Annotated in this window: 23 protein-coding genes; 8 read left to right on the top strand and 15 right to left on the bottom strand. The window is 63.0% G+C overall.

The genetic code is table 11. The features are described 5' to 3' along the window. Positions 1-41: 41 nt before the first annotated feature. Entirely contained in the window at positions 42-449 is a 408-nt protein-coding gene (locus GL4_RS09130) for a dihydrofolate reductase family protein (protein WP_045366827.1), read from the bottom strand. 156 nt (positions 450-605) lie between these two features. Between GL4_RS09130 and GL4_RS09125 the strand changes: the two genes are divergently transcribed. Next, positions 606-1,559 carry a DMT family transporter gene (locus GL4_RS09125; protein ID WP_045366826.1) on the top strand — a complete coding sequence of 318 codons (954 nt, stop codon included), beginning with the start codon at positions 606-608 and terminating at the stop codon, positions 1,557-1,559. 3 nt (positions 1,560-1,562) lie between these two features. Here GL4_RS09125 and tgt read toward each other — a convergent pair whose 3' ends face one another. From tgt to GL4_RS09090, 7 genes are all read right to left on the bottom strand, one after another. Next, positions 1,563-2,693, bottom strand: a complete 1,131-nt coding sequence (gene tgt / locus GL4_RS09120; RefSeq protein WP_045366825.1) for a tRNA guanosine(34) transglycosylase Tgt — start codon at positions 2,691-2,693, stop codon at positions 1,563-1,565. Then, positions 2,690-3,775: a tRNA preQ1(34) S-adenosylmethionine ribosyltransferase-isomerase QueA gene (gene queA / locus GL4_RS09115; protein ID WP_045366823.1), complete on the bottom strand. Its 1,086-nt coding sequence runs from the start codon at positions 3,773-3,775 to the stop codon at positions 2,690-2,692. The genes tgt and queA overlap by 4 nt, the downstream gene beginning before the upstream one ends. Positions 3,776-3,791: 16 nt before the next feature. Beyond that, a complete protein-coding gene (locus GL4_RS09110) occupies positions 3,792-4,247 on the bottom strand; it encodes a DMT family transporter (protein ID WP_208430880.1) in 456 nt (151 codons plus the stop codon). A 38-nt stretch (positions 4,248-4,285) separates the two neighbouring features. Continuing rightward, on the bottom strand, positions 4,286-4,693 hold the full coding sequence (locus GL4_RS09105; RefSeq protein WP_425283193.1) for a peptidylprolyl isomerase: 408 nt from the start codon (positions 4,691-4,693) through the stop codon (positions 4,286-4,288). A 109-nt stretch (positions 4,694-4,802) separates the two neighbouring features. Continuing rightward, positions 4,803-5,447, bottom strand: coding sequence for a peptidylprolyl isomerase (locus tag GL4_RS09100; protein WP_082025589.1), 645 nt, complete (start codon positions 5,445-5,447; stop codon positions 4,803-4,805). Between the two features lie 30 nt (positions 5,448-5,477). Then, the gene (gene coaD / locus GL4_RS09095) at positions 5,478-5,972 is read right to left on the bottom strand and encodes a pantetheine-phosphate adenylyltransferase (RefSeq protein ID WP_045366819.1); all 495 of its coding nucleotides are present in this window, start codon (positions 5,970-5,972) and stop codon (positions 5,478-5,480) included. 187 nt (positions 5,973-6,159) lie between these two features. Further along, positions 6,160-6,876: an OmpW/AlkL family protein gene (locus tag GL4_RS09090; protein ID WP_045366817.1), complete on the bottom strand. Its 717-nt coding sequence runs from the start codon at positions 6,874-6,876 to the stop codon at positions 6,160-6,162. Between the two features lie 343 nt (positions 6,877-7,219). On the opposite strand from GL4_RS09090, the gene GL4_RS16740 reads away from it, so the two are divergent. Further along, entirely contained in the window at positions 7,220-7,954 is a 735-nt protein-coding gene (locus tag GL4_RS16740; protein ID WP_052464302.1) for a Crp/Fnr family transcriptional regulator, read from the top strand. Between the two features lie 17 nt (positions 7,955-7,971). Here GL4_RS16740 and gyrA read toward each other — a convergent pair whose 3' ends face one another. After that, positions 7,972-10,737 (bottom strand): DNA gyrase subunit A, encoded by a 2,766-nt coding sequence (gene gyrA / locus GL4_RS09080; protein WP_045366815.1) that lies wholly within the window; start codon positions 10,735-10,737, stop codon positions 7,972-7,974. Between the two features lie 524 nt (positions 10,738-11,261). Here gyrA and GL4_RS09075 point away from each other — a divergent pair. Beyond that, a complete protein-coding gene (locus tag GL4_RS09075; protein ID WP_045366813.1) occupies positions 11,262-11,750 on the top strand; it encodes a bacterioferritin in 489 nt (162 codons plus the stop codon). A 108-nt stretch (positions 11,751-11,858) separates the two neighbouring features. On the opposite strand, the gene GL4_RS09070 is transcribed toward GL4_RS09075, so the two are convergent. Then, positions 11,859-12,332 carry a single-stranded DNA-binding protein gene (locus GL4_RS09070; protein WP_045366811.1) on the bottom strand — a complete coding sequence of 158 codons (474 nt, stop codon included), beginning with the start codon at positions 12,330-12,332 and terminating at the stop codon, positions 11,859-11,861. A gap of 322 nt (positions 12,333-12,654) precedes the next feature. Here GL4_RS09070 and GL4_RS16735 point away from each other — a divergent pair, with 322 nt between their 5' ends. Further along, a complete protein-coding gene (locus GL4_RS16735) occupies positions 12,655-13,266 on the top strand; it encodes an MAPEG family protein (RefSeq protein ID WP_052464300.1) in 612 nt (203 codons plus the stop codon). Between the two features lie 108 nt (positions 13,267-13,374). Here GL4_RS16735 and GL4_RS09060 read toward each other — a convergent pair whose 3' ends face one another. Then, positions 13,375-13,929, bottom strand: coding sequence for a DUF2585 domain-containing protein (locus tag GL4_RS09060; RefSeq protein ID WP_425283170.1), 555 nt, complete (start codon positions 13,927-13,929; stop codon positions 13,375-13,377). 110 nt (positions 13,930-14,039) lie between these two features. Between GL4_RS09060 and GL4_RS09055 the strand changes: the two genes are divergently transcribed. Both GL4_RS09055 and uvrA read left to right on the top strand, forming a co-directional pair. Then, entirely contained in the window at positions 14,040-15,608 is a 1,569-nt protein-coding gene (locus tag GL4_RS09055) for an AAA family ATPase (RefSeq protein WP_045366807.1), read from the top strand. Between the two features lie 82 nt (positions 15,609-15,690). Beyond that, positions 15,691-18,633, top strand: coding sequence for an excinuclease ABC subunit UvrA (gene uvrA / locus GL4_RS09050; protein ID WP_045366805.1), 2,943 nt, complete (start codon positions 15,691-15,693; stop codon positions 18,631-18,633). 2 nt (positions 18,634-18,635) lie between these two features. Here uvrA and GL4_RS16730 read toward each other — a convergent pair whose 3' ends face one another. From GL4_RS16730 to GL4_RS09030, 4 genes are all read right to left on the bottom strand, one after another. Continuing rightward, positions 18,636-19,370 carry a hypothetical protein gene (locus GL4_RS16730; RefSeq protein WP_052464298.1) on the bottom strand — a complete coding sequence of 245 codons (735 nt, stop codon included), beginning with the start codon at positions 19,368-19,370 and terminating at the stop codon, positions 18,636-18,638. A gap of 1 nt (position 19,371) precedes the next feature. Then, positions 19,372-19,968, bottom strand: a complete 597-nt coding sequence (locus tag GL4_RS09040; protein ID WP_045366803.1) for a hypothetical protein — start codon at positions 19,966-19,968, stop codon at positions 19,372-19,374. Next, entirely contained in the window at positions 19,961-20,545 is a 585-nt protein-coding gene (locus GL4_RS09035) for a hypothetical protein (protein ID WP_045366801.1), read from the bottom strand. The genes GL4_RS09040 and GL4_RS09035 overlap by 8 nt, the downstream gene beginning before the upstream one ends. A 714-nt stretch (positions 20,546-21,259) precedes the next feature. Continuing rightward, complete coding sequence (locus GL4_RS09030) at positions 21,260-21,532, bottom strand: GIY-YIG nuclease family protein (protein WP_045369856.1); 273 nt, start codon at positions 21,530-21,532, stop codon at positions 21,260-21,262. Between the two features lie 308 nt (positions 21,533-21,840). On the opposite strand from GL4_RS09030, the gene GL4_RS09025 reads away from it, so the two are divergent. Next, on the top strand, positions 21,841-22,275 hold the full coding sequence (locus GL4_RS09025; RefSeq protein WP_156137484.1) for a CBS domain-containing protein: 435 nt from the start codon (positions 21,841-21,843) through the stop codon (positions 22,273-22,275). A gap of 233 nt (positions 22,276-22,508) precedes the next feature. Further along, complete coding sequence (locus tag GL4_RS09020) at positions 22,509-23,405, top strand: radical SAM protein (protein ID WP_045366799.1); 897 nt, start codon at positions 22,509-22,511, stop codon at positions 23,403-23,405. Positions 23,406-23,566: the final 161 nt, after the last annotated feature.

Genomic DNA, 23,566 nt, shown 5'->3' with positions numbered 1-23,566 from the left:
GCGGCTTTTTTGGGCAGACCGCCACGGTGTCGCAGGAAGCCTCAAGCGTCGCCCGGGGTTGCGACCAGCCAGGCCGGGTCGAACCATCTGTCGGCCTCACCATCGTAGGGGAGCCTGTTGATGTCCCAATGGCGGATATAGGGCGCATACACGTCCCAAACCGGCGGGCCGCCGCCCACATAAACCACGCGGTCCGGAAACCACCCGAAGACCTCCTCCGGATGGTGGATCGAGCGAATCTCGACGATCGTGCGGTCCTTATAGGCGTACTCCGGGAAGGCGGAGATGGTCGTGGGACCGGCGATGACCACGTGACCGCGCGTCACATCGAAGAAGCGGGCAACATCGGCGACATACTCACGGTCTTTGTTGCCCTCCCAAGGCAATACGCCGTTCAGGCCGAGTTGACCCCTCTGTCCAATGGCAATGATCGCGCGTATGTCGGCCACGTGGTTCCTCCATCTGGTCGGGCCACTTGTTTTATCGGCAGATAGCTCTTTGGCAAGGAATGGTGCAAGAGAAGTCGTCGACGAGACAGCTCGCCGCAACAGGACAGCGTATCGAAACACGGCGCCGACGGTGAAGGCGCGGAAGCACGGAACATCATGGCGCCCCGACTCGTCTCAAATCCCTATCAGAACCAAGTGGTCAAGGCGATCGGGCTCATGGTGCTCGCCACGCTGTGCATCGCGGCACTCGACACGACCGCCAAATATCTGACCGACACGCAGAAGCTCCCGGTCGCGCAGGTGGTTTGGATGCGCTTTGTCTGGCACGTCGTGTTCAGCGCCGTGTTCCTTTGGCCCTTCGCGCTGCGGCCGTCGTTACGATCCGAAAAGCCCGGCATTCAGTTCATCCGGTCCTGTCTGATGATCCTGACGACGGCGCTGAATTTCATCGCGCTGAAGTATCTCCAGCTCGATCAGAACATCGCGATTTTCTTCCTGATGCCGCTCCTCGTCGCCGCGCTGTCCGGACCCCTGCTTGGCGAGTGGGTCGGGTGGCACCGCGCCTCCGCCATCTTCGCCGGGTTTATCGGCGTGCTGGTGGTGATGCACCCGGGCATCGGCGACGTGCACTGGGCGATGCTGTTCACGCTTGGCGCGACGTTCGGCTATGCGCTGTTCAATATCGCGACCCGTTACCTCGCGGCCTACGACCCGCCGGCGGTCACCCAGACCTATACGCCGCTCGTGGGCGTGCTGATCATGACGCCGCCGGGCCTCCTGTATTGGCAGTGGCCGGATCAGTGGTGGGTTTGGCTGCTGCTCGCATCGCTCGGATTCTGGGGCGGGCTCGGCCATTGGATCATCATCCTGGCGCACCGGCTCGCGCCCGCGAACGTGCTGGCGCCGTATATCTATCTCGGCCTCATTTGGATGTCCGCTTTCGGCTTCGTCATTTTCGACGATGTCCCAACCTGGTGGACCGTCGCCGGCGCCGCGATCGTCATCCTTGCCGGGCTCTACCTCCTGGCGCGGGAACGCATCGCCGAGGAACGGGAACGCAAGCGCGGCGCGGCGCGCTCCGCCGGCGCCGAATTCGAACCGCCGCAATAACGGCTAGTCCGTTCCGTCGGCCCTGGCGTAGCGGCGGCGGATGTCGTCGGCGAAGGCTGCGAACGTGCCGTTCGCGATGGCGGCGCGAGCGCCGGCCATGAGCTCTTGGTAGAACTGGATATTGGCGTAGCTCACAAGCATGGCGCCCAGCATCTCCCCTGCCTTCACGAGGTGGTGCAGATAGGCGCGGCTGTACTGCGCAGCCGGACAGGCACTGTCCGCATCGAGCGGGGTCAGATCCTCGGCATACTGTGCGTTCCGCAAGTTGAGACGTCCGCCCCAGGTGAAGGCCTGGCCGTGACGGCCCGACCGGGTCGGCATCACGCAGTCAAACATGTCGATGCCGCGGGCGACCGCGCCGAGGATGTCCAGCGGCGTGCCGACGCCCATGAGATAGCGCGGCTTGTCTTCGGGCAAATACGGGGTCGTCGCATCCAGCGTGTCGAACATGGCCTCTTGACCTTCGCCGACGGCAAGGCCGCCGACCGCGTAGCCGGGGAACCCGATGCCGACGAGCGTCTTCGCCGAGTCCTCCCGCATGTCCGGAAAGACGCTACCCTGCACGATCCCGAACAGGGCCTGCCCCGGCGCGCTCATCGTCTCGAACGCGGCCTTCGAGCGCTCGGCCCAGCGCATCGACAGGTCGAGCGACACCCGCGCCTCCTCGCGGCTGCAGGGAAACGGCGTGCATTCGTCGAGCGCCATCTGGATATCTGCTCCGAGCAGGCACTGGACTTCGACGGCGCGTTCCGGCGTGAGGAAGACCGGCGCTCCATCCAGGTGCGAGTTGAAGGTGACGCCCTCCTCGGTGATCTTGCGGAGCTTCGCGAGGGACATGACCTGATAGCCGCCGCTGTCGGTCAGGATAGGCTTGTCCCAGTGCATGAAGCTGTGGAGGCCGCCGAGCTTGGCGATGCGCTCCGCGCCGGGGCGCAGCATTAGGTGGTAGGTATTGCCCAAAATGATATCGGCGCCAGCAGCCGCCACGTCCTCGATGAACATGGCTTTGACCGTGGCTTGTGTCCCGACGGGCATGAAGGCCGGGGTGCGGATCTCTCCGCGCTGAGTCTGGATGACGCCCGTGCGGGCGCGCCCGTCGGTTGCCTTCAGCGCAAACGTAAAGGGGACGGTCACGCCTGGTCTTTCGGGGTCAGCAGACACGCATCGCCGTAGGAATAGAAGCGATATCCTTCGGCGATCGCGTGCTCATACGCCCGCTTCATCGTCTCGAGCCCGCTGAAGGCGCTGACGAGCATGAACAGCGTCGATTTCGGCAAATGGAAATTGGTCAAGAGGCGGTCCACGAAGCGCAGGCGATAGCCGGGCACGATGAATATGTCCGTCTCGCCGTGGAACGGCTTCAGCGTGCCAAACTCGTCGGAGGCGGCTTCGAGCAGCCGCAAACTCGTCGTCCCGACGGCCACGATCCTGTTGCCGCGCGACTTGACCGCATTCAAGGCGAACGCCGTTTCCGTCGATACCTCGCCGTACTCCGCATGCATGTGGTGGTCGTCCGTATCCTCGGCGCGGACAGGCAGGAACGTGCCCGCCCCCACATGCAGCGTCACGAAATAGATCACGACACCGAGTTCCTCGAGCGTTTGGAGCAATTTCGGCGTGAAGTGCAGTCCCGCCGTGGGCGCGGCCACCGCCCCCTCTTCGCGCGCGAACGTCGTTTGATAATCCGTACGGTCCTGGTCGTCCGGCGCGCGCCGCGCGGCGATATAGGGCGGCAGCGGCATGGCCCCTTCCGCCTCGATCGCATCGTGGAGCGCGGGTCCGCTCAGATCGAACGCCAGCGTGACCAGACCGTCCTCCCCTTTGGCCTCGACCGTGGCGGTAAGGCTGCCGAGGGCACAGGCATCGTTGTCCTTGCCGAACTGGATGCGGTCGCCGGGCTCCAGCCGCTTGCCCGGCTTCGCCAGCGCGTTCCAGCGGTGATCGTCCAGCTTCTCGATCAAGTTCGCGGAAATCTGGGCGGTCGCATAGCCGCGCGTCCGCACACCCTGCAGCGCCGCCGGTATCACGCGCGTGTCGTTGAAGACGAGCGCATCGCCCGGCTCGAGCAACAACGGCAACTCCGCCATGACCTTGTCGGCCAGGACGTCGGGATCGCCCGGGTGAACGACGAGAAGTCGCGCGGCGTCGCGCGGATGCACCGGGCGCAGCGCGATCAGTCCATCGGGTAGTTCAAAATCGAAAAGGTCTGTTCGCAAGGACTCCCCGTCGGGGCTAGAGCATTCGAACCATAAGCGCGCCGACCAGCACCAGCACCACGCCCGACACGCGCCCAACGCTGAGTTCCCGTTGAGCAAGATCGAAAAGACCGAACCGGTCGAGGAGAAGCGCGGCGGCCAGTTGTCCCGCAATGGCAAGAGCCATCAACGCGGCAACGCCAATTTTCGGCGCCAAAACCAAGTTGACCAGCACATAGACGGCGCCAAGCAACCCGCCGCCGATCAACATATACAGCGGCATGGACCGCAGCGCGCTAAGATCCGTGCTCCCGCGCGCGAAGAGCAACACGACCACGGCGAGGGCCACGGTGCCGACGCAAAAAGACCACAGCGCGGCCGAGAGCGGATGCCCGAGGCGTGCGGCAAGCTCCGCGTTGATCGGCGCTTGCATGGCGATCATGGCGCCGGTGGCCAGGGCCACCAGCGTCAGCAACATTGCAGTACCGGACATCGCCGCGCGCTCCTTGGGCTTGCCGTTTCGCCCGCCGGTCATCCGGTGGCGTCAGCGGCGATCTTGGCCGACACGATCTTGTCCGGGCTTGCCGGCGGCTCGCCCCGGTTGATCTGATCGACGTTCTCCATGCCTTCGATCACCCGGCCCCAGACCGTGTATTTCCGGTCGAGGAAGGTGGCGTCGTCGAAGCAGATGAAGAACTGGCTGTCCGCCGAATCCGGCGACTGTGCCCGCGCCATCGACACCGCGCCACGGGTATGGGGTTCGGCGTTGAACTCGGCTGCGAGCTTCTGACCCGAACCGCCTGCGCCGGTTCCGGTCGGATCGCCGGTCTGGGCCATAAAGCCTTCGATCACCCGATGAAACGGGACGCCGTCGTAGAATCCCTGGCGGGCGAGTTCCTTGATGCGAGCGACGTGATTGGGCGCAAGGTCGGGGCGCATTTCGACCACGACATTGCCTTTGCTCGTTTCGATGATGAGTGTGTCTTCGGGATTGGCCACGTGTCGGGCTCCTTCATGTTTGTCGTTTGGCTTCGGGGGGCCGGACCGTCTACTCGATGGTCGCTTTCTGGATGTAGTCCAGCTTGGGAAACTGCGTGACGAGATAGGCGTTCCCTTGCGCCTTGATCAGCGCCTGGTTGGGACCGTTGCCGCGCGGGGCACCCTCGCCGTAGCCCTTGTAGAGCGAATCGACCACGTCCATGCCGGAGATCACTTTTCCGAACGGCGCAAAGCCCTGACTGTTCAGCCCGGCGTTATTGTTGAAATTGATGAAGACCTGGGTGGTGCGCGTGTTCGGCCCGGCCGTGGCGAACGTGACCGTACCGCGCGCGTTGGATTCGCGGACCGGATCGTCGGGGATGTTCGCGTTGCTCCAGGCGGCGGAGACGTCGGGGTTTCCGCTGATGCCGAACTGGACCATGAAGCCGTCGATGACGCGGAAGAAGCGCGCGTCATTGTAGAAGCCGGCCTTCACCAGGTTGTAGAAGCGGTCCGCGCCGTGCGGCGCCCAATCGCGGTTCACCTGAATGACGAAGGTGCCCTTGGAGGTCACGAACTTCGCCTTGTAGCTGTCTGGCGCACGCGCGTTCAGCGATGCGGGGTCACCGAGACTTGCCGCCGATGATGGGGCCTCAGCCATTGTGGCAGAAATCAGCAGGGTTGCCGCGAAGAGGACGACGGTCCTGGTGGTCATGGGGTTTCCTCGTTTATTGGTCTCTAAAGATTAGGGTGCAAGCTTGCGCGCTAGGGCCAAATTGACCGGCTCCGGTACGAAAGGTGAGACATCGCCGCCCATTGCGGCAATCTGACGGACGAGACTGGCCGCGATATGGCGTGTCCCCGGCGATGCGGCAAGGAAGACGGTTTCGATCTCCGGCGCAAGGGCCGCATTCATCCCCGCCATCTGCATTTCATAGTCGAAGTCGCCCGCATCGCGCAGACCGCGAAACACAACGGTGGCACCGACGCTTCTGGCCGCCTCCACCGTCAGGCCGTCATAGACCATGACTTCGAGCTCGATGCCAAGGTCGCCGGCGACCGGGCTGAGAGACTCGCTGGCAAGCGCCACGCGTTCCTCTTCCGTGAAAAAGGGCCCCTTGCTGTGATGCGCGCCGATGGCGATCACCATCCGGTCGATGAGCCGCGCCGCGCGGCGGACGATATCCACGTGCCCCATGGTGACGGGATCGAAACTCCCGGGATAAAGACCGATGCGCATGACGTTCGCGCTCCTCTTGTCCGTGCGCAGCTTTCGTTGGGGCTGGGGGGCGCCGTGACCCCATGCGGCCCCTTCTAGCCGTGCCGGGGGCGTGTCGGCAAGGGCGCAGCGTGATCTGGGGAGCGGACGCAAAAAAGGCCCGGTGTCCCCACCGGGCCCAAAATCCAGCTATTGCCGATGTGTCAGACTATTTCAGGTCTTGGTAGGCGGTCGTGCTGCCGTGGCCGCCCAGGATATCGCTCAGATTGAAGCGGTAGCCGAAACCGGCGGAAACGATCAGCGGATCGAGGTCGACATCGGCCGTGACGCCCGTGCCGCCCCACCGGGCGTTCGTGTTGAGCCAGGTCTTTTTGACATCGGCGTTGAGGTACCAGCCGTTTCCGACGGCGACGTCCAGACCGGCCTGAAGCGTGAAACCGAGGCCATCGTCGATGCCGAGGCTGGTGCCGGGGCCAAGCTTGCTGTCCTCGTCGAAGAAGGCGATGTACTGCATACCAACGCCGACATACGGCTTGAAGGTGCCGTCGGGGTTGAAGTGGTACTGAGCCGTGAGGGCCGGCGGAAAGATCCAGGTGTCACCGATCTCACCCAGCGCGGCGATGCTGCCGGTCGCGTCAATGCTGTGCTTCGCGAAGCAGCAGAACAGCTCGACGGCGATGTTGTCGGTGAAGAAGTAGGAAATGGTCATCGCCGGGATGACTTCGTCGCTCACGTCGGCGCCCGCACCCGGGATGCGCGAGCCATTCAATTTCACGGTGGCATCCGTATCCGGCAGCACGCCGGTCACCACACCGCGGATCATGATGTCGCCGTGATTGTCGCCGGCCATTGCCTGATGCGGCGCGGCGCTGAACGACACAGCAAGGGCGAGACCAGCCGCCAGCGTGCTCAGGATCTTCTTCATAACGTCCCCCAGTCATTGTGGGGGCCGCTTACGGCCCCCTAACGTTTGTTCCCTCTTTTCATGTGACGGTTACCGAAGACACGCCAGGATGGATCACACCTCTTGCCTGACCAAGGTCAGCGATTGTCGGCTCGCGAGGCATCTGTTGCAGCCGCGACACAGTTTTTCTTGATCCTAGTCAAGACGTTGCACGTGACTGATGCGCGGGCTCCGTGCCTTTCTCGGGCCTGGGGCTTGATCGGCGTCAAGGTCCGATTCGCGCGTTCTTGTCATGAGTGGATCGACAACGGGCAGTGTCCGCACTGCCGCGCAGGGTACTCATGTGACAACAGACAGCTTGATAATGGCCGCCCCTCTCTCGCCGGCAGACGCCGGGCCCAGCGCGGACTGGCAGGCGACGCTGCCGGCCGAGCTTGCCGAGCACGGCACACTCGTCCAGACGAGGCCCGGACAAGCACTCCCGCTTACGCTCGGCGGCGAGGAAACCGTTTTCGTCGTCCGTATGGCGACTTTGCTGTTCCGGTTAACCGTTGCGGACAATCTTCGTCAGGGGATCACCCTACTCTATCCCGGCGACGTGTTCCGCTCGGCTTTCGCCCCGCCGGGACCGGGAGCCGATCTGGTCGCGCTGACCGCCGGAGAGGTGCTGCGGTACCGCTATGACGCCTTCGCGAGGCTGTTGGAGGCGAATGCAGATGCGCGCGCTTATTTCGACATGGCCGTCGCCCGCCAATCGGCACGCCAGGCCATTCATCTCGCGGCAGTGGGCCAACTCGACAGCACGCAGCGGCTGGTCGCGTTTCTGATCGAGCTTGCGACCCAAATCGGGGTTCCGGCTTCCGAGGGGCGCGTCGTCTTCGAGCTGCCGCTGAGCCGCAGCGAGGTGGCCGAGTATCTCGGGCTCAATGCCGATACGCTGTCGCGGATCATGTCGCGGCTGCGCAGCGAAGGCCTGTTGTCCCAGCCGGACCGCCATACCGTATTCGTCCGGGACCTGCCGGCTCTCGCCGCCCTGTCACCGGCATCGGCGTCGCTGATGTCCGCACCGCGGATGAATACTAACGGGCCGAGGTCTTAACCCACTGGGCTGAACCCTTAGCCGGTCTCCCCGCCGTCCGGCTCGGGCGCCACGTCAGCATCGCCATCGCCGTTCTCGTCGCCGTTGCCGGCTTCGTCCGGAATATGCTCGACGGAGACGACACGCTCGTCCGCGGCCGTATCGAAGACGATGACGCCTTGGGTCGACCGTCCGACAACCGAAATGCCGTCCACGGGAACGCGGATCAGCTGGCCGCGATCGGTCACGAGCATCAGCTGGTCGCTGTCATCGGCCGGGAACGACGCGACGAGCTTGCCGTTCCGCTCGTTCACGATCATGCCGATGATGCCCTTACCGCCACGGCCCGACACCCGGTACTCGTACGCGCTGGACCGCTTGCCGTAGCCGTTCTCGGAGATCGTCAGCACCATCTGCTCGTGGGCGCTGAGCTCGGCGTAGCGCTCGGGGCTGATCGCCACGGGCTCGGCGCCTTCGGTCTCCTGCTCGATATCCGGCTCCTGCTCGCCGCCTCGGCGCACCATGTTGGCCTGGCGGACATAGGCGGCGCGCTCGGCCGCGTCGGCGTCCACATGGGTCAGGATGGCCATGGAGATGACTTCGTCGCCCTTGCCGAGATTGATGCCCCGGACACCGGACGATTGCCGGCCCTTGAACACGCGGACATCGCTCACGGGGAAGCGAATGGCTTGGCCGTCGGCCGACGTGAGCAGCACGTCCTGCCGCTCGTTGCAGACCTCGACGCCGACGATGCGGTCGCCCTCCTCCAGCTTCATGGCGATCTTGCCGTTCTGGCGGACCTCGATGAAATCGGAGAGCTTGTTGCGGCGGACCCCGCCGTCGTTCGTGGCGAACATCACGTCGAGCTTTTCCCAGGACGCTTCGTCTTCGGGAAGCGGCAGGATCGTGGTGATGATCTCGTCCTTGCCCAGCGGCAGCAGATTGATGAGGGCCTTGCCGCGCGCCTGAGGCGCCGCTGCCGGCAAACGCCAGACCTTCATCTTGTAGACCATGCCGCGCGAGGAGAAGAACAGGACGGGCGTGTGCGTGTTGGCGACGAACAGACGGCTGACGAAATCCTCGTCGCGCGTCGCCATGCCGGCGCGCCCCTTGCCGCCCCGGCGCTGCGCGCGGTAGGCGGTGAGCGGGACGCGCTTGATGTAGCCCTTGTGGGACACGGTCACGACCATGTCCTCGCGCTGAATGAGGTCCTCGTCCTCGACCTCGCCCATCATCTCCGTAATCTCGGTGCGACGCGGCGTGCCGAACTGCTCCTTGAGCTCGTTCAGTTCGCTCTTGACGATATCGACGATGCGGGAGCGCGACCGCAGGATCTCCAGATACTCGGCGATCTGCGTGCCGAGCCCTTTCAGCTCGTCGCCGATCTCGTCGCGCCCGAGCGCCGTGAGCCGCTGCAGCCGAAGATCGAGAATGGCCTTCGCCTGCTCTTCGGACAGCTTGTAGGTGCCTTGCGCCGAGACCTTGTGGCGAGGATCGGCGATCAGCTCCACGAGCGGGGCGACGTCCTTGGCCGGCCAATCCCGCTCCATCAACTGCGCGCGCGCCGAGGAAGGATCCGGCGCCTTCCGGATCACCGCGATGACCTCGTCGATATTGGCCACGGCGATGGCCAGGCCGACGAGGACGTGGGCGCGGTCGCGGGCCTTCTTGAGCAGGTGTTTGATGCGCCGGCCGACGACCTCCTCGCGGAAGTCGGTGAAAGCCCGGATCAAGTCCTTGAGATTGAGCACCTCGGGGCGGCCGCCGTTCAGCGCCACCATGTTGCAGCCGAACGTGCTCTGGAGCGGCGAGAAGCGGTACAACTGATTGCGCACCACGTCGGCCATGGCCTCGCGCTTCAGCTCGATGACGACCCGCATGCCTTGACGGTCGCTCTCGTCGCGAATGTCGGATATGCCCTCGATCTTCTTGTCGCGGACGAGCTCGGCGATCTTCTCGACCATCGACGCCTTGTTCACCTGATAGGGAATCTCGCTGACGATGAGCGCTTCGCGGTCCTTCCGGACTTCCTCCACGTGCACGCGTCCGCGCATGATCACGGAGCCGCGGCCCTTGTGATAGGCCGAGCGTATGCCTTGGCGCCCGAGGATGAGCCCGCCGGTCGGAAAGTCCGGACCCGGAATAATGTCGATCAGTTCGTCGATCTCGATGGCCGGATTGTCCAAATAGGCGATACAGGCGTCGCAAACCTCGCCGAGATTGTGCGGCGGGATATTGGTGGCCATGCCGACGGCGATGCCGCCGGCACCGTTGACGAGCAGATTCGGGAACTTGGCCGGCAGAACGACCGGCTCGCTCTCGCGCCCGTCGTAGTTGGGCTGGAAGTCGACCGTGTCGTTTTCCAGGTCGTCGAGCAGCGCCATGGCGGGCTTGGCCAGCCGCACCTCGGTATAACGCTCCGCCGCCGGAGGATCGCCGTCGATGGAGCCGAAATTCCCCTGCCCGTCGAGCAGCGGCAGCCGCATTGAGAAGTCCTGCGCAAGCCGCACCAGCGCGTCGTAGATCGCTTGGTTGCCGTGCGGGTGGTACTTACCCATCGTGTCGCCGGTGACGCGCGCGCATTTGTTGTACGGCCGGTCCGGCGTGTAGTTGTTCTCGCGCATCGAATACAGGATGCGGCGGTGCACGGGCTTCAGGCCGTCACGCGCATCGGGCAGCGCACGCGACACAATCACGCTCATGGCGTAATCGAGATAGGAGCGCTTCATCTCATCGATGAGCGAAATCGGCCGGATATCGGAGGAGGATGGTCCCTCGACGCCTTCGTCTTCTTCGTCAGCCAAGGACGGAAATGCCTTCTAAAATCGGTCGGAGAACGCACTCCCAAGCGCGCCGATGCTCTAGCCGCGCGGGGTTCTTAGGATGCGTTCGAGAAGCTGTTTCTATAGCTGATTTCGCTACGATTCTGCAACCGCCAACGGCCTCTTATTGGCAGTATTTTACCCTGCAATTACAGATACTTGCCAAAGCACTTGGTGCGGCAAATAGGGCCGGTGGATTCGGCGCTGCGCAAGCGCGATTTGAGACGCCGTCGGCAGCCGCTTCATGGGGGCTCCAAGGGGAAAGCGGATATCCGAATCGGCTCCTTGTTGGAGCATGCTCCCGGACGTCCGCCGCCCCGTGAGCGCGCTTTCCAGTCGCATTGAAGACCGCGATCAAGATCCCATCTGAAGGATCTGGTTCGTTTGGGACCAACCAAGACAGGAATTTCAACCGGTCTCGACCGTTCGGATATTGACCTTCCAGAAACTGGCGCCGGGGATCATGGCGCCCCGATCGAGGCCCTGACGAAAAGGAACATGACACGATGAGCAACGAAACGACCATGAAGAACCTGCAGAAGGCGCTGTCGATGGAAGTGTCGGCGATGCACCAGTACCAGCTTCACGCCCATACGCTGGACGACTGGGGACTGGACAAGCTGGCGGCGCAGATGCGCGAGGAGATGACGGAAGAGCTGGGTCACTCCAACGAATACATGGACCGCATCATCTTCCTGAACGGCGAGCCGGAACTCACGTTCTACAAGAAGCCGGTCAAGGCGAAATCCCTGGAGGAGATGTTCAAAGCCGATCTCGCCGACGAAGAAGAGGCGATCGCGTTCTACACCGAGGCCGCCATGCAGGCCGGCGAACAGTCCGATGTCGGCACGAGGACGCTGTTCGAAAAAATCGTCCTGGAAGAGGAAGGCCACAAGAGCTGGCTCGAGCTGCAATTGAGCCTGCTGGATCGTCTGGGCGAGGAAACGTTCAGCTCCAAATACGTCTCCGGCGTCGAGTCGTCCGGCGACGCCTAAGCCCCGCGATCGTGGCTGCAGCGCCGGCGTGGCTTACGTCACGCGGCGCCCCGCGCCACGACGCTCGCGCTTATTTGGGAGCCGCGCCCGGGGAAACGCGCCCAAGATCTAGAACGGGATCTCGTCGTCCAGTTCCTTGTTGAACGAGCCGCCGCCACTGAGAGGCTTGGTGCGGCCGAAATCGCCGCCACCGCCGCCGCCTTCGCCTTCGCTCATGCCCCCACCCTGCTGGCGTCCGTCCAGCATGGTGAGCGTCGAATTGAAGCCCTGCAGAACGACCTCGGTGGTGTAGCGTTCCTGGCCGGACTGATCTTCCCATTTGCGGGTCTGCAACGATCCCTCGACATACACTTTCGAGCCTTTGCGCAGATATTGCTCGGCGACCCGCGCAAGCCCTTCGGAGAAGATCACCACCCGGTGCCACTCGGTTTTCTCGCGGCGCTCGCCCGAGTTCTTGTCGCGCCAGCTCTCGGTCGTCGCCAGGCGCAGATTGACGATGGGACGGCCGTCCTGAGTGTGGCGCACTTCGGGGTCGGCACCGAGGTTTCCGATGAGAATGACTTTGTTGACCGATCCGGCCATGTTTCCGACCTCCCCGCATACGAGCCGCTGTAAATAATCCCGGTCCGCGCGAGCTTCGAGCCCGCGACGGCCAATCCGGCACGATAGGCGCATGAGCACCCGCGTGCCAGGACGCATCGCCCGCCTTTCCTCCCTGTCCACAACCTGGGGGACGACGGCAATGCAGGTCGAATGTACCTGTTTTGTTCTCAATCGTCTACCATGTTGCCCTCTTGTTATTCCCTGGCGTGCGCCCTATGGCTAAACAAAACGACAGAGAATATTTGGCAGCGCACTTCATCCTCCGAGGGCGCCTGCCCCAGATCCAGGAAAAGCAAGAACGATGCAGCGGCAGGTCCGCCAGGGACAGACATCCACGCGCCGTAAGGGCAAGCGGCGCGACCCACGGGTCAAGTATTTCGGCTTCACCGCCATGCAGTGGCCCTTCATCGCCACGCTGGTTGGTAACTGGCTGTTTTCAGCGGCCGTCTTTGCGGCCGGCAAGACGTTTTGGGATTGGACGCCCGAAGCATGGGGCATCGCCGACCGGCTCGCCCTTGTCATCAAGGACGCCGTGGTAGCGATCCTTCCCGGCGTCCTTGGTATTTGCATCGTTGCGGCGCAGCGGCTCGACCCCTCCATGTTCGTCGGCTCGACGCCGAAGCCGAACTCGCCGGTCGAGATCAACACGAAATTCATCCTCAACACGTTTGAGCAGTTCACGGCCTACTTCATCGCCAACGCCGGGCTGGCGATGTACTGCCCCATCGAGGAGGCGCGCACGCTGCCGATCTTGACGGGCTTGTTCGTGCTCGGCCGCATACTGTTCTGGGTCGGCTACCACAAGAACCCGTACCTCCGGGCCTTCGGCTTTGGCGTGACGTTCTACCCGACCGTCATCGCCTATGTCTGGCTCATCCTGATCATGGTGTTCGGGATCCGGGTTCCGCTCTAGCAGCAGCATCCGTCATGGTGAGGTGCCCACCGGTCCTTCGAGGCTCGGGCTATCGCCCTCGCGCCGCAGGATGCTGGCTGGGCCTCGAACCATGACACGCGCCTGAACTCACCGGCTATTCTGCCATCGCAGCACCGTCTCGCTCGGCCACAACAGCATCAGCACGTTGAGAGCGAGGCCGTCGCGGATCATGATCCCGGTGAAGACCTCGAAGCCGATGGCGATGGTCACGGTGAGCCACACCGGCAGCCGGGCTGCGAGCACAAAGCCCAAGACCATGAACAGGATGTCGCTCACCGAGTTGAGGACGCTGTCGCCGTAATAGTCGAGCGCCACCGTGGCCTCGCGATAGCGATCGATGACGTAGTCCGTGTTCTCCACGACCTCCCACGTGGCTTCCACGCCGATGGCGAGAAGCAGCCGCGTGCCCAACGAGGCCCGCGGCGCGATCAGCCAGAACAGGAAGTAGAACAGGAAGCCGTGGATGATGTGCGAAGGCGTATACCAGTCGAAGATGTGCTGGGAGTTCTCCGAGCTCACCACCTGGAAGTGCCAGAGCTTCACGGTGCCGCATTTGCAGATCCATGGATGGCCCATGGCGTAAAGCACGAGTGCGGTCGCCACGATCAGACCGGCGGCAATGACATACTGGGTGCGGGTCATGGTCATGGTTTTTGTTAGCGCTCGCGAATCGGACCTTGATGTCGTTTGAATGGGTACAACTCATTCCCCGCCATCTCCAGTTCGGAGAGTGCGCGCGATAGGAGACAGTGATGACGCAAGACGAGGCCCTGGAGCTGCTCAAGACCGGCGCCAGCGTCTTCCTCACGGGCCGGCCGGGCAGCGGCAAGACCCACACGGTGAACCGCTACCTGGAGGACCTGGCCGAGGCGGGCATCCCCTATGCCTACACAGCCTCGACGGGAATCGCCGCCACGCACGGCCATGGGGTCACCATCCATGCCTGGAGCGGCGTCGGCGTCAAAAGCGCCCTCTCCCGGCGCGACTTGGACACTATCGCCGGCAACCGCCGCCTCGCCGGACGCATCGAAAAGACCAAAGTCCTCGTCATCGATGAAGTGTCCATGCTGCCCGCCCGGACCTTGACCTTGGCGGACACGGTCTGCCGCCATGTGCGGGCGACGAACGCCCCGTTCGGCGGCCTTCAGGTCGTGCTGGTCGGCGATTTCTTTCAGCTGCCGCCGGTCGTGCGCCGGCAGTCCGACGACGGCATGCTGCAATTCGGCGGCGACGAAGACGAGGCAGACGCGAGTTTTGCCCACGGCTCCGCCGCTTGGCGCGATCTCGATCCCACCGTCTGCTATCTGTCCGAACAGCATCGCCAGGAAGATCGCCCCTTCCTCGATATTCTCGATGCGATCCGTGCCAACGCCTGCACCGATGTTCACCGCGAGCGTCTCGCCGCGCGCATCGTCGCACACGATACGCTGCCGCCCACGCGGACGCGGCTCTTCACGCACAACGCCGCCGTGGACGACATCAACCGGCAGCAGCTCGCGAAGCTCGAGGGTGAACCGCATATCTTCCCCATGACTGGCAAAGGCGCTCAATTCGCCATCGACGCCCTCAAGCGGGGGTGCCTGTCGCCGGAGACGCTGGCCCTGAAACTGGGGGCCGTTGTGATGTTCACCAAGAACGATCCGGCCGGACGCTACGTCAACGGCACGCTGGGGCTGGTCGAGGACTTCGACGCCGAAACCGGCAACCCGGTCGTGCGCACCAAAGCCGGCAAGCGCATCGTCACCGAGCCCGTCACCTGGAAGATCGAGGAAGGCGGCTCGGAACGGGCCAGCATCACCCAGCACCCCTTGCGGCTGGCATGGGCCATCACCGTCCACAAGAGCCAGGGCATGTCGCTGGATGCCGCCGTGATCGATCTGTCAAAGGCCTTCGAGTTCGGACAGGGCTATGTCGCCCTCTCCCGCCTGCGCAGCCTCAAAGGGCTGCAGCTGCTGGGGCTCAACGAGCGCGCGCTGCAGGTCCACCCGCAGGCCATCGAGAAGGACGCCGAGTTCCGCAGTGCGTCGGAGGACGCGCTTCAAGCCATGGAGCGTCTGGGGCCGAAAGAGCTCGATCTGCGGCAGCAGGCCTTCATGGAAGCGCATGCGGGGAGCGCGGCCGATGCGGCCGGGAAGAGCTACGACGTCGCCACCCTGCGCCAAACCCACGGCAAGGCCTATGCCCCCTGGACCGAGGCGGAGGAGCAGGAACTGCGCCGCCTGCACCATGTGGGCGAAAGCCCGACCGCAATTGCCGAAATCCTGGGGCGGAAACCGGGCGCGATCCGCTCGCGCCTGAAGAAGCTGGCGCTGCTGTCCTGATGAAAAATGGCCCGGACAACGCCCGCCTGCGGCCTCTTATGCCTTGCGTGCGGGGCCGCATCCCCCGACATTACCCCGCAGTATGACGGCAAAATCCATCTCCATTCGCGGCGCCCGGGAACACAATCTCGAGAACGTGTCCCTCGACCTGCCGCGCGAAAAACTCGTAGTCATCACGGGCCTCTCCGGCTCCGGCAAGTCTTCGCTCGCCTTCGACACGATCTATGCCGAGGGGCAGCGGCGCTACGTGGAGAGCCTGTCGGCTTACGCGCGCCAGTTCCTGGACATGATGCAGAAGCCGGACGTGGACCATATCGAGGGTCTGTCGCCGGCGATCTCCATCGAGCAGAAGACGACCTCCAAGAACCCGCGCTCGACCGTGGGCACGGTGACGGAGATCTACGACTATATGCGCCTGCTCTGGGCGCGGGTCGGCATCCCCTATTCGCCCGCCACGGGTCTGCCCATCGAGAGCCAGACCGTGAGCCAGATGGTCGACCGGGTGCTGGCGCTGCCCGAAGGCACGCGGCTCTATCTGCTGGCGCCGATCGCGCGCGGCCGCAAGGGCGAGTACCGCAAAGAACTGGCCGAGCTGCAGAAGAAAGGCTTCCAGCGGGTCAAGATCGACAACGCGTTCCACGAGATTTCCGAGGCGCCGAAGCTCGACAAGAAGCTGAAGCACGACATCGACGTGGTGGTGGACCGGGTCGTGGTACGGTCCGATATGTCTGCACGGCTCGCGGACTCGCTCGAGACCGCGCTGTCGCTTTCCGACGGCATCGCCATTGCCGAGTTCGCCGACGAGCGCGGGCCTGGCGAGGACAAGCGCATCATCTTCTCGGCGAAGTTCGCCTGCCCCGTCTCGGGCTTCACCATCGAGGAGATCGAACCGCGCCTCTTCTCGTTCAACAACCCTTACGGCGCCTGTCCCGAATGCGACGGGCTTGGTACGGAGTTGTTCTTCGAGCCGGACCTCGTCGTGCCGGACGATTCCCTGTCGCTGAACCGCGGCGCCATCGCGCCCTGGACGCGCACGTCCGCCACCTCGCCCTATTACCAGCAGACGCTGGAGGCCGTCGCCAAGCACTACAAGCAGCCCATGACGAAGCCGTGGAAGGACCTCCCCGAAGACTTCCGCGAGATCGTGCTCTACGGCTCCATCGACGAGGTCGCGTTCACCTATGACGACGGCGTGCGCCGCTACACGACCGAGAAGCCCTTCGAAGGGGTGATCACCAATATCGAGCGGCGCTGGCGCGAGACCGAATCCAACTGGGTGCGCGAGGAGCTGGAGCGCTATCAGTCCGACCAGCCATGCGAGGCCTGTCTCGGCTACCGCCTGAAGCCGCAGGCGCTCGCGGTGAAGATCGCCGGGCTCCATATCGGCGAAGTGTCGGATTTCTCCATCCGCGAAGCCAAGGAATGGTTCGACGCCCTGCCCGGCGAACTGACCGATAAGCAAAACGAAATCGCCGAACGCATCCTGAAAGAGATCCGCGAGCGGCTGAAATTCCTCGACGACGTCGGTCTCGAATATCTGACTCTCGCCCGCGCCTCCGGCACGCTCTCCGGCGGCGAGAGCCAGCGCATCCGCCTCGCCAGCCAAATCGGCTCCGGCCTCACGGGCGTCCTCTACGTGCTGGACGAGCCGTCCATTGGCCTCCACCAGCGCGACAATGCCCGCCTGCTGGACACGCTGAAGCACCTGCGCGATCTCGGCAACTCGGTGATCGTGGTCGAGCATGACGAGGACGCGATCCTCGAAAGCGATCACGTGGTGGACATGGGTCCCGGCGCCGGCGCGCTCGGCGGCAAGGTCGTGGCCGAAGGGACCCCTGCGCAGATCATGCAGTCCCCGGACAGTCTCACGGGACAGTATCTCGTGGGGCTGAGGCAGATCGAACTGCCCAAGGAGCGCCGCAAGCCGAAGCGTGGCCGCGCCCTTAAAGTCAAGGGCGCGCGCGAGAACAATCTGAAAGACATCGACGTGGAGCTGCCGCTCGGCCTCTTCACCTGCGTGACGGGCGTCTCGGGCGGCGGCAAATCCACCTTCCTCATCGAGACGCTCTACCGCGCGGTGGCCCGCAAGCTGAACAACGCGCGCGAGCTCCCCGGCGACTACGACGAGATCTTGGGGCTCGAACATCTCGACAAGGTCATCGACATCGACCAGAGCCCGATCGGCCGCACGCCGCGCTCCAACCCGGCCACCTATACGGGCGCCTTCACGCCCATCCGCGAATGGTTCGCCGAGCTGCCCGAGGCGAAGACGCGCGGCTACAAGCCGGGCCGCTTCTCGTTCAACGTGAAAGGCGGGCGCTGCGAAGCCTGCCAGGGCGACGGCGTCATCAAGATCGAGATGCACTTTTTGCCGGATATCTACGTCACCTGCGACGTGTGCAAGGGCAAGCGCTACGACCGCGAGACGCTGGAGATCAAGTTTAAGGGCAAGTCCATCGCCGACGTGCTGGACATGACCGTGGACGAGGCGGCGGAGCTGTTCAAGGCGGTGCCGTCCGTGCGCGACAAGCTCCTCACCCTCGCCCGGGTCGGCCTCGGCTATATCCATGTGGGCCAGCAGGCGACGACGCTGTCCGGCGGCGAGGCCCAGCGCATCAAGCTCTCCAAGGAGCTGTCCAAGCGCGCGACGGGACGTACACTGTATATTCTCGACGAGCCCACCACGGGCCTGCACTTCCACGACGTGGCGAAGCTGCTCGAGGTGCTGCACGAGCTGGTCGACCAAGGCAACACCGTGATCGTTATCGAGCACAATCTCGAAGTGATCAAGACGGCCGACCACATCATCGATCTCGGCCCCGAAGGCGGCGACGGCGGCGGACACGTAGTCGCCACCGGCACGCCCGAAGAAGTGGCGGCCGTCAAGGACAGCTACACGGGACAGTATCTCAAGGAGCTGTTGGGCCGACGCGGAGCCTCGGGCTCCAGCGCGGCGAAGACGCCCGCCAAAAAAGCCGCTAGCGGGAAACGCAGCCCACGGAAGAAGGCCGAAGCTGCGGAGTAGCTTCAGTATTTTTCGTACACGTTCTGGAGTAGGAATTCGAGATGGCTAGCGACTTGATGCTCGCCTATCGTAAGATTGTTGGGATGGCCGCAGTCATTGCGCAGGTCAAGACGCTGCTGAAGCTGTTTCTTTTCAGCCTTGTCGATGATGCCCGCGTCCTCGCATACCTGTAAAAAGTCAGCTTCTCCGAGGGGCACGAAATTCTTGATCGTCTTGATCGTTTTGGCTTTGGGGAAGCGCGCTGCCAGAGAAGCGTTGAACGGCTTGAGTGCGTTGTTGAGAACGTGATTTTGAAGAATCCAAGCCGCGCCTACCCACGACAGTACCACAGCAGCTCGGTTGAGACCGGCCTCAAAGCAGTCTATTGCCTCCTGGACGAAGGCCCTACGGATGGGGTCGGTGATCGAAGCAATGTGGGTGTGTAGGTTGTGCGTAGCATCAGCGATGAGCTTGGGCTTTAGGGGAACGCCTTTTCCACGAAGTTCATCCAACCCTGCGGGCATCAGCATCCAGCCTTCTGGCAGACGAGACACAAAGCCTCGGTCATCTGCCCGTTTGAGTACCTGACCCACATTCCACTTCTTCATCTTCCGCAGCCCAACTGCCCACGCCTTGTCTTGTATCTCCTTTACTGACGATGGTTGGTTTAGCGCAGCTAGTACCGTCAGCACGGCCGTCTGCTGATCAGCACTGCTCTTCAACGCTATCTGAAGGGTCGTATCGCTAATCGCGCTCATGTCAGGCTGCCTGGGGCTTTACGTTATCCTTGAGCCAGTTCATGCCGCCTGGAGCGAGGGTGATGTCAGGGTCGTCTACCGAGAAGTAGATGTAGCCATCAGCACCGGTGTCGTAGAGGCTCTGCCTCAGCGCCTTTGGGAGCTTGTCCACAACGTGGTAGCACGTAAAGATGTGGTCGATATTGATAGGCTCAAGCTCAAGCTTGTCTTTGAGGTACGAGATAAACACAACGTTCTTGTGCTTGTTGTTCTTGACCTCGAAACCGGCGAGGTAGTCCTTCAGCGAGGGGGCGCCGTCGCCGCCATAGAGATTCAGGTCCTTGTCCAACTTGCCGTTCTTTGCGGACGCAGCGCCCTTGCCCTTGGCCTTGTTCTTAGTCTTGCCCTTGGTCTTTGCAGTCGGTTGGTCAATCTCGGGTGGCGGATTGAGTGCCATACTGCTTGACGGCTGAGGCGCAAGGGGCTCCAGCTTTGCCTCAAGGACCTTCGCCTTGAAGTCCTCGTAGACTTCCTTCACGAAGGCAGCGTCCCCCTCGGCCTCGATTACGCCACGCCGCAAGTCAATATGAATCTTGGCCGGATCAGTGTCGCTATTCATTGATCATCTCCTCAACTCGGTTTAAGCCCGCTCGGCTTAGTTTCAGGGTCTTACGCGCCTGCTGACTTCTTCCACTCTTGGACACCTGAAGCACCAAAGCCGGCCTAGAAGTCTGATGCGGAGCGAAGGCGAGCGTGATGTTGGCGATCTTGTGCCCGAGGTTTGTGAGCAGCTTGTTTGCGGCCTGGGCCGTGAACGTGTCACTTTGCTCGCAGACTTGAAGCCAATAGCCAGCGACCAAAGCCTTCTCCGCGCCAGTTTCTGGATCGGCCGCATCGTATAGGTCTGCAAATGAGGAATATGAGGCCGCACTCTTGGCAGCTTCATCGGCTGCCGCCACATCGGCATCGCTGGTGTCCGTGATTCCGGATTCGGCAATCGTCACACCGATTTCAAGAAGACTGACAATATACTTGATCACGCGCTCCCTTGCCTGCGGGGCAAGGGGCTCAAGTACCTGGTGGATTATCTTCATTGCTTCGAACTCCGCTTTTGCGGCGTTGCTGTCACCAAGCGAAGCTGTGCCCCCCGATGTCGACTCAGCCTCGGGTGGGAGAGCCCGATAGATCTTGGCCATCGAAAATCCTTTTCTATGAACTAAGTTTCTTATTATATATGACGTGCTTCATTGGATTTCAAGATGCGCCTGACATTTTGTGATTAGATAAATGATGGCCCGCGGCCCCGGGCTGACGTCCGCACCTCAAAAACTCTTATCCCCCTCCCCGAAGCCTGCCGTAGACTGCCTTCATCCCTCGTTCGATGAGGACGCGAGCTGCAGACCGTCTGCTCTCGGGGCGGGGGATGCAGCGCCCGGGGTGGCGCGGTACGGATGGGCCCGATGAGAATGAGCAAGCCCGGACAACCGCGTCGCGGCTAACGGACCAGCCTCGGGGGTCCCTAATCCGCCCACCTGCGTTGTAACGCGTGGGTCGTCGGGTGAGGTGCGTGCGCTTCGCGCGTGCCTGTGCCACTGGAGGTAAGCCGTGCGGCATGGGGCTCTAAAACATCGCTGCGGCGTCGAGGCGAGCTTCGCGCAGGTTTAGTAGCGTGTGCGAAGCACTGTCCAAACGCCATGCGGGGCGCCGGAAGGCTGCCCAATACTAATACAGGACGGCGGCCGACCAGCGCCCCGCAAGTCCCTTCGGGACGAAGTCCCCACTGCGTGAGGGCTGTTGTTTTGAGACGTAGAGAATCTGCCGCGCCCTTGTCGTGTCTACGCGACGGGATGCCTTGGCGTGCGCATTTGACTCTCGGCTGTCATGCCCGCGAAGGCGGGCATCCAGTAGACTCAGGCGCTTGTGATCGATGCGTAGAGGTCGTCCCAGTTGGGATTATGCTCCTTAATGAGCTTGACCTTCCACGCGCGTCTCCATTTCTTGAGCCGCTTTTCGCGTTCGATCGCGACCGTGATGTCGTCGAACTGTTCAAAGTAGACGAGTCGCGCAACGCCGTATCGCTTGGTGAAGCCTTCAACAGCTTTGGTTCTGTGTTCGTGAATACGCCGGATGAGATCGTTGGTCACACCAACGTAGAGCGTGCCGCCGATGCGGCTCGCGAGCATGTAGACGTAGTAGCGATGGTCTTTCACATCGCTAAATTGGTGAGTACTGGATCGCCCGGTCAAGCCGGGCGATGACAAAGAGAGGTTCCTTGCCGCCCTCAAGTAGCGCGCTAGCGCGATAGGGCAAGAAAGACTCGCTCAAGCAGCCGCTAGGCGGTAGCGCGCAAAGAAAGCCATCGGGGTATCCAACGAGGCGGCGGGCCGGCCTTGAAAAGACCGCCGGGCCTTCCAATATCTTTGGCCGCCGTTTGGCGGTCGCCACGGTTCATGCGGAGGAAACGTCACGTCCCGGAGAAGGAGGTGGTCCGATGAGCGTCAAACGCCTGATCAAAGGCAAGGGCTCGTTTGTCCCAGTCATCAAGTCCGATCTCACCCTCAATGACGTTATCAACCAGCTCGACATCGACGATGTCGGCGCCCTTGTCGTCACCGACGACAGCAGCGAAATTCTCGGCATCATCACGGAGCGCGACATCGCCCAAGGGCTCAAAGCCCATGGCCGCGATGTGGTCGACCGGCCCTTGCGCGAGCTGATGACCCACGACGTCGTCAGCGTCGACATCGGCGCGCCGTTGTCCAGGGTGCTGGAACTCATGGACGAGCATCAGATCCATTATATCCCGGTGACGGAGGACGGCACGCTCGCGGGGATCATCAACATGCTGGACCTGGTCAAATACCGGCTGGGCGAGATGGAGATGGAGGCCAACGCCTTGAAGGACTATGTCGCGGGGCGGGCCTGAAACGTGTCCATGGCCCAGAGACCTGCCGTGCGCTGTGCACGTCGCTCGTTCGAAAGAGGACGCGCGGCTGCCAGACCGTGGCTCTCGAGGGCGAAGGACCCGGCGCGGCACGGGTTACTGGATACCCGCTTTCGCGGGTATGACGGCGGGGAGCAAACATTAGCCTCGGCACGCTTGTTTACAGTAAACTCTACCCTCACCGCTTCACCCGTATCGGAACCGCTGGCGAACCCATGACCGCCCTCCCCATCCGCTATGTCGAACCCGTCTACCGCCCGCCGAGCGAAGCGCAGTCGTTGATCCTGCCTGTCACGGACGGCTGCTCCTGGAACAAGTGCACGTTCTGCGAAATGTACACCGCCCCGCAGAAGCGTTTCCGTCCGCGGGATCAGGAGGAAGTGCTCGCCAACATCCGGGACTGCGCCGAAAGGCTGGGGAACGGCGTCGAGCGCCTCTTCCTGGCCGATGGCGATGCGTTGACGCTGTCGACCCGCCGGCTCGTGGGCATTCTGGAGGCGGTTCGGAAGGAGCTGCCGAGCGTCCGGCGGGTTTCGAGCTATTGCCTGCCGCGAAACTTGCGGAAGAAATCGGTGGCGGAGCTTCGGGAGCTGAGGGATCTCGGCCTGTCGCTCGTCTATGTGGGGGCGGAATCCGGCGACGACGACGTCCTGGCGCGGGTCAACAAGGGCGAGACCTTCGAGACGACGCGGGAGTCGCTGCAGAAGCTGCAGGAGGCGGGGATCAAACGCTCGGTGATGATCCTCAACGGCCTCGGCGGCCAGGCGCTGTCGGCTCAGCACGCCGACAACTCGGCCGCGCTGATGAATGCCGTGCAGCCTGAATATCTCGCCACGCTTGTGGTCAGCTTCCCCCAAGGCGAGGCACGCTTCCGTGAAAATTTCGGCGACTTCGAGCCGCTCAGCGTGCTGGCCTTGATGCAGGAAATGGAGCGGTTCCTGTCCCAGCTAGAGCTGAAACGGACAGTCTTCCGCAGCGATCACGCCTCGAACTGGCTGATCCTGAAGGGCACGCTCGGCGCCGATAAGCCGCGCCTGCTGCAAGAATTGCGCGCTGCCATCGCCGCGCCGGACGCGGCCCCGTTGAGGCCGGCCTGGGCCCGTGGGCTTTAGGCGCGCGGCCTCCAAGACCGCACACTCACGCCCTCAAGCAGCCGCCAGGCGGTAGCGCGCAAAAAAGCCAGCCCTCAAGTAATGCGCTAGCGCGGTAGGGCAAACGACAATGCCCTCAAGTAGCCGCTAGGCGATAGGGCAAACGACAATGCCCTCAAGTA

Source organism: Methyloceanibacter caenitepidi, assembly GCF_000828475.1.
In the GTDB taxonomy this organism is placed as follows: domain Bacteria; phylum Pseudomonadota; class Alphaproteobacteria; order Rhizobiales; family Methyloligellaceae; genus Methyloceanibacter; species Methyloceanibacter caenitepidi.
This window is presented reverse-complemented; position numbering and strand designations above follow the sequence as displayed.

Bases quoted from the DNA above. Each gene is read 5' to 3' on its own strand.
- GL4_RS09125 (WP_045366826.1), top strand. From the start codon at position 606: ATGGCGCCCCGACTCGTCTCAAATCCCTATCAGAACCAAGTGGTCAAG.
- GL4_RS09110 (WP_208430880.1), bottom strand. From the start codon at position 4,247: ATGTCCGGTACTGCAATGTTGCTGACGCTGGTGGCCCTGGCCACCGGC.
- GL4_RS09105 (WP_425283193.1), bottom strand. From the start codon at position 4,693: ATGCGCCCCGACCTTGCGCCCAATCACGTCGCTCGCATCAAGGAACTC.
- GL4_RS09100 (WP_082025589.1), bottom strand. From the start codon at position 5,447: ATGACCACCAGGACCGTCGTCCTCTTCGCGGCAACCCTGCTGATTTCT.
- coaD (WP_045366819.1), bottom strand. From the start codon at position 5,972: ATGCGCATCGGTCTTTATCCCGGGAGTTTCGATCCCGTCACCATGGGG.
- GL4_RS09090 (WP_045366817.1), bottom strand. From the start codon at position 6,876: ATGAAGAAGATCCTGAGCACGCTGGCGGCTGGTCTCGCCCTTGCTGTG.
- GL4_RS16740 (WP_052464302.1), top strand. From the start codon at position 7,220: ATGGCCGCCCCTCTCTCGCCGGCAGACGCCGGGCCCAGCGCGGACTGG.
- GL4_RS09075 (WP_045366813.1), top strand. From the start codon at position 11,262: ATGAGCAACGAAACGACCATGAAGAACCTGCAGAAGGCGCTGTCGATG.
- GL4_RS09070 (WP_045366811.1), bottom strand. From the start codon at position 12,332: ATGGCCGGATCGGTCAACAAAGTCATTCTCATCGGAAACCTCGGTGCC.
- GL4_RS16735 (WP_052464300.1), top strand. From the start codon at position 12,655: ATGCAGCGGCAGGTCCGCCAGGGACAGACATCCACGCGCCGTAAGGGC.
- GL4_RS09060 (WP_425283170.1), bottom strand. From the start codon at position 13,929: ATGACCCGCACCCAGTATGTCATTGCCGCCGGTCTGATCGTGGCGACC.
- GL4_RS09055 (WP_045366807.1), top strand. From the start codon at position 14,040: ATGACGCAAGACGAGGCCCTGGAGCTGCTCAAGACCGGCGCCAGCGTC.
- uvrA (WP_045366805.1), top strand. From the start codon at position 15,691: ATGACGGCAAAATCCATCTCCATTCGCGGCGCCCGGGAACACAATCTC.
- GL4_RS16730 (WP_052464298.1), bottom strand. From the start codon at position 19,370: ATGAGCGCGATTAGCGATACGACCCTTCAGATAGCGTTGAAGAGCAGT.
- GL4_RS09040 (WP_045366803.1), bottom strand. From the start codon at position 19,968: ATGAATAGCGACACTGATCCGGCCAAGATTCATATTGACTTGCGGCGT.
- GL4_RS09035 (WP_045366801.1), bottom strand. From the start codon at position 20,545: ATGGCCAAGATCTATCGGGCTCTCCCACCCGAGGCTGAGTCGACATCG.
- GL4_RS09030 (WP_045369856.1), bottom strand. From the start codon at position 21,532: ATGCTCGCGAGCCGCATCGGCGGCACGCTCTACGTTGGTGTGACCAAC.
- GL4_RS09025 (WP_156137484.1), top strand. From the start codon at position 21,841: ATGAGCGTCAAACGCCTGATCAAAGGCAAGGGCTCGTTTGTCCCAGTC.
- GL4_RS09020 (WP_045366799.1), top strand. From the start codon at position 22,509: ATGACCGCCCTCCCCATCCGCTATGTCGAACCCGTCTACCGCCCGCCG.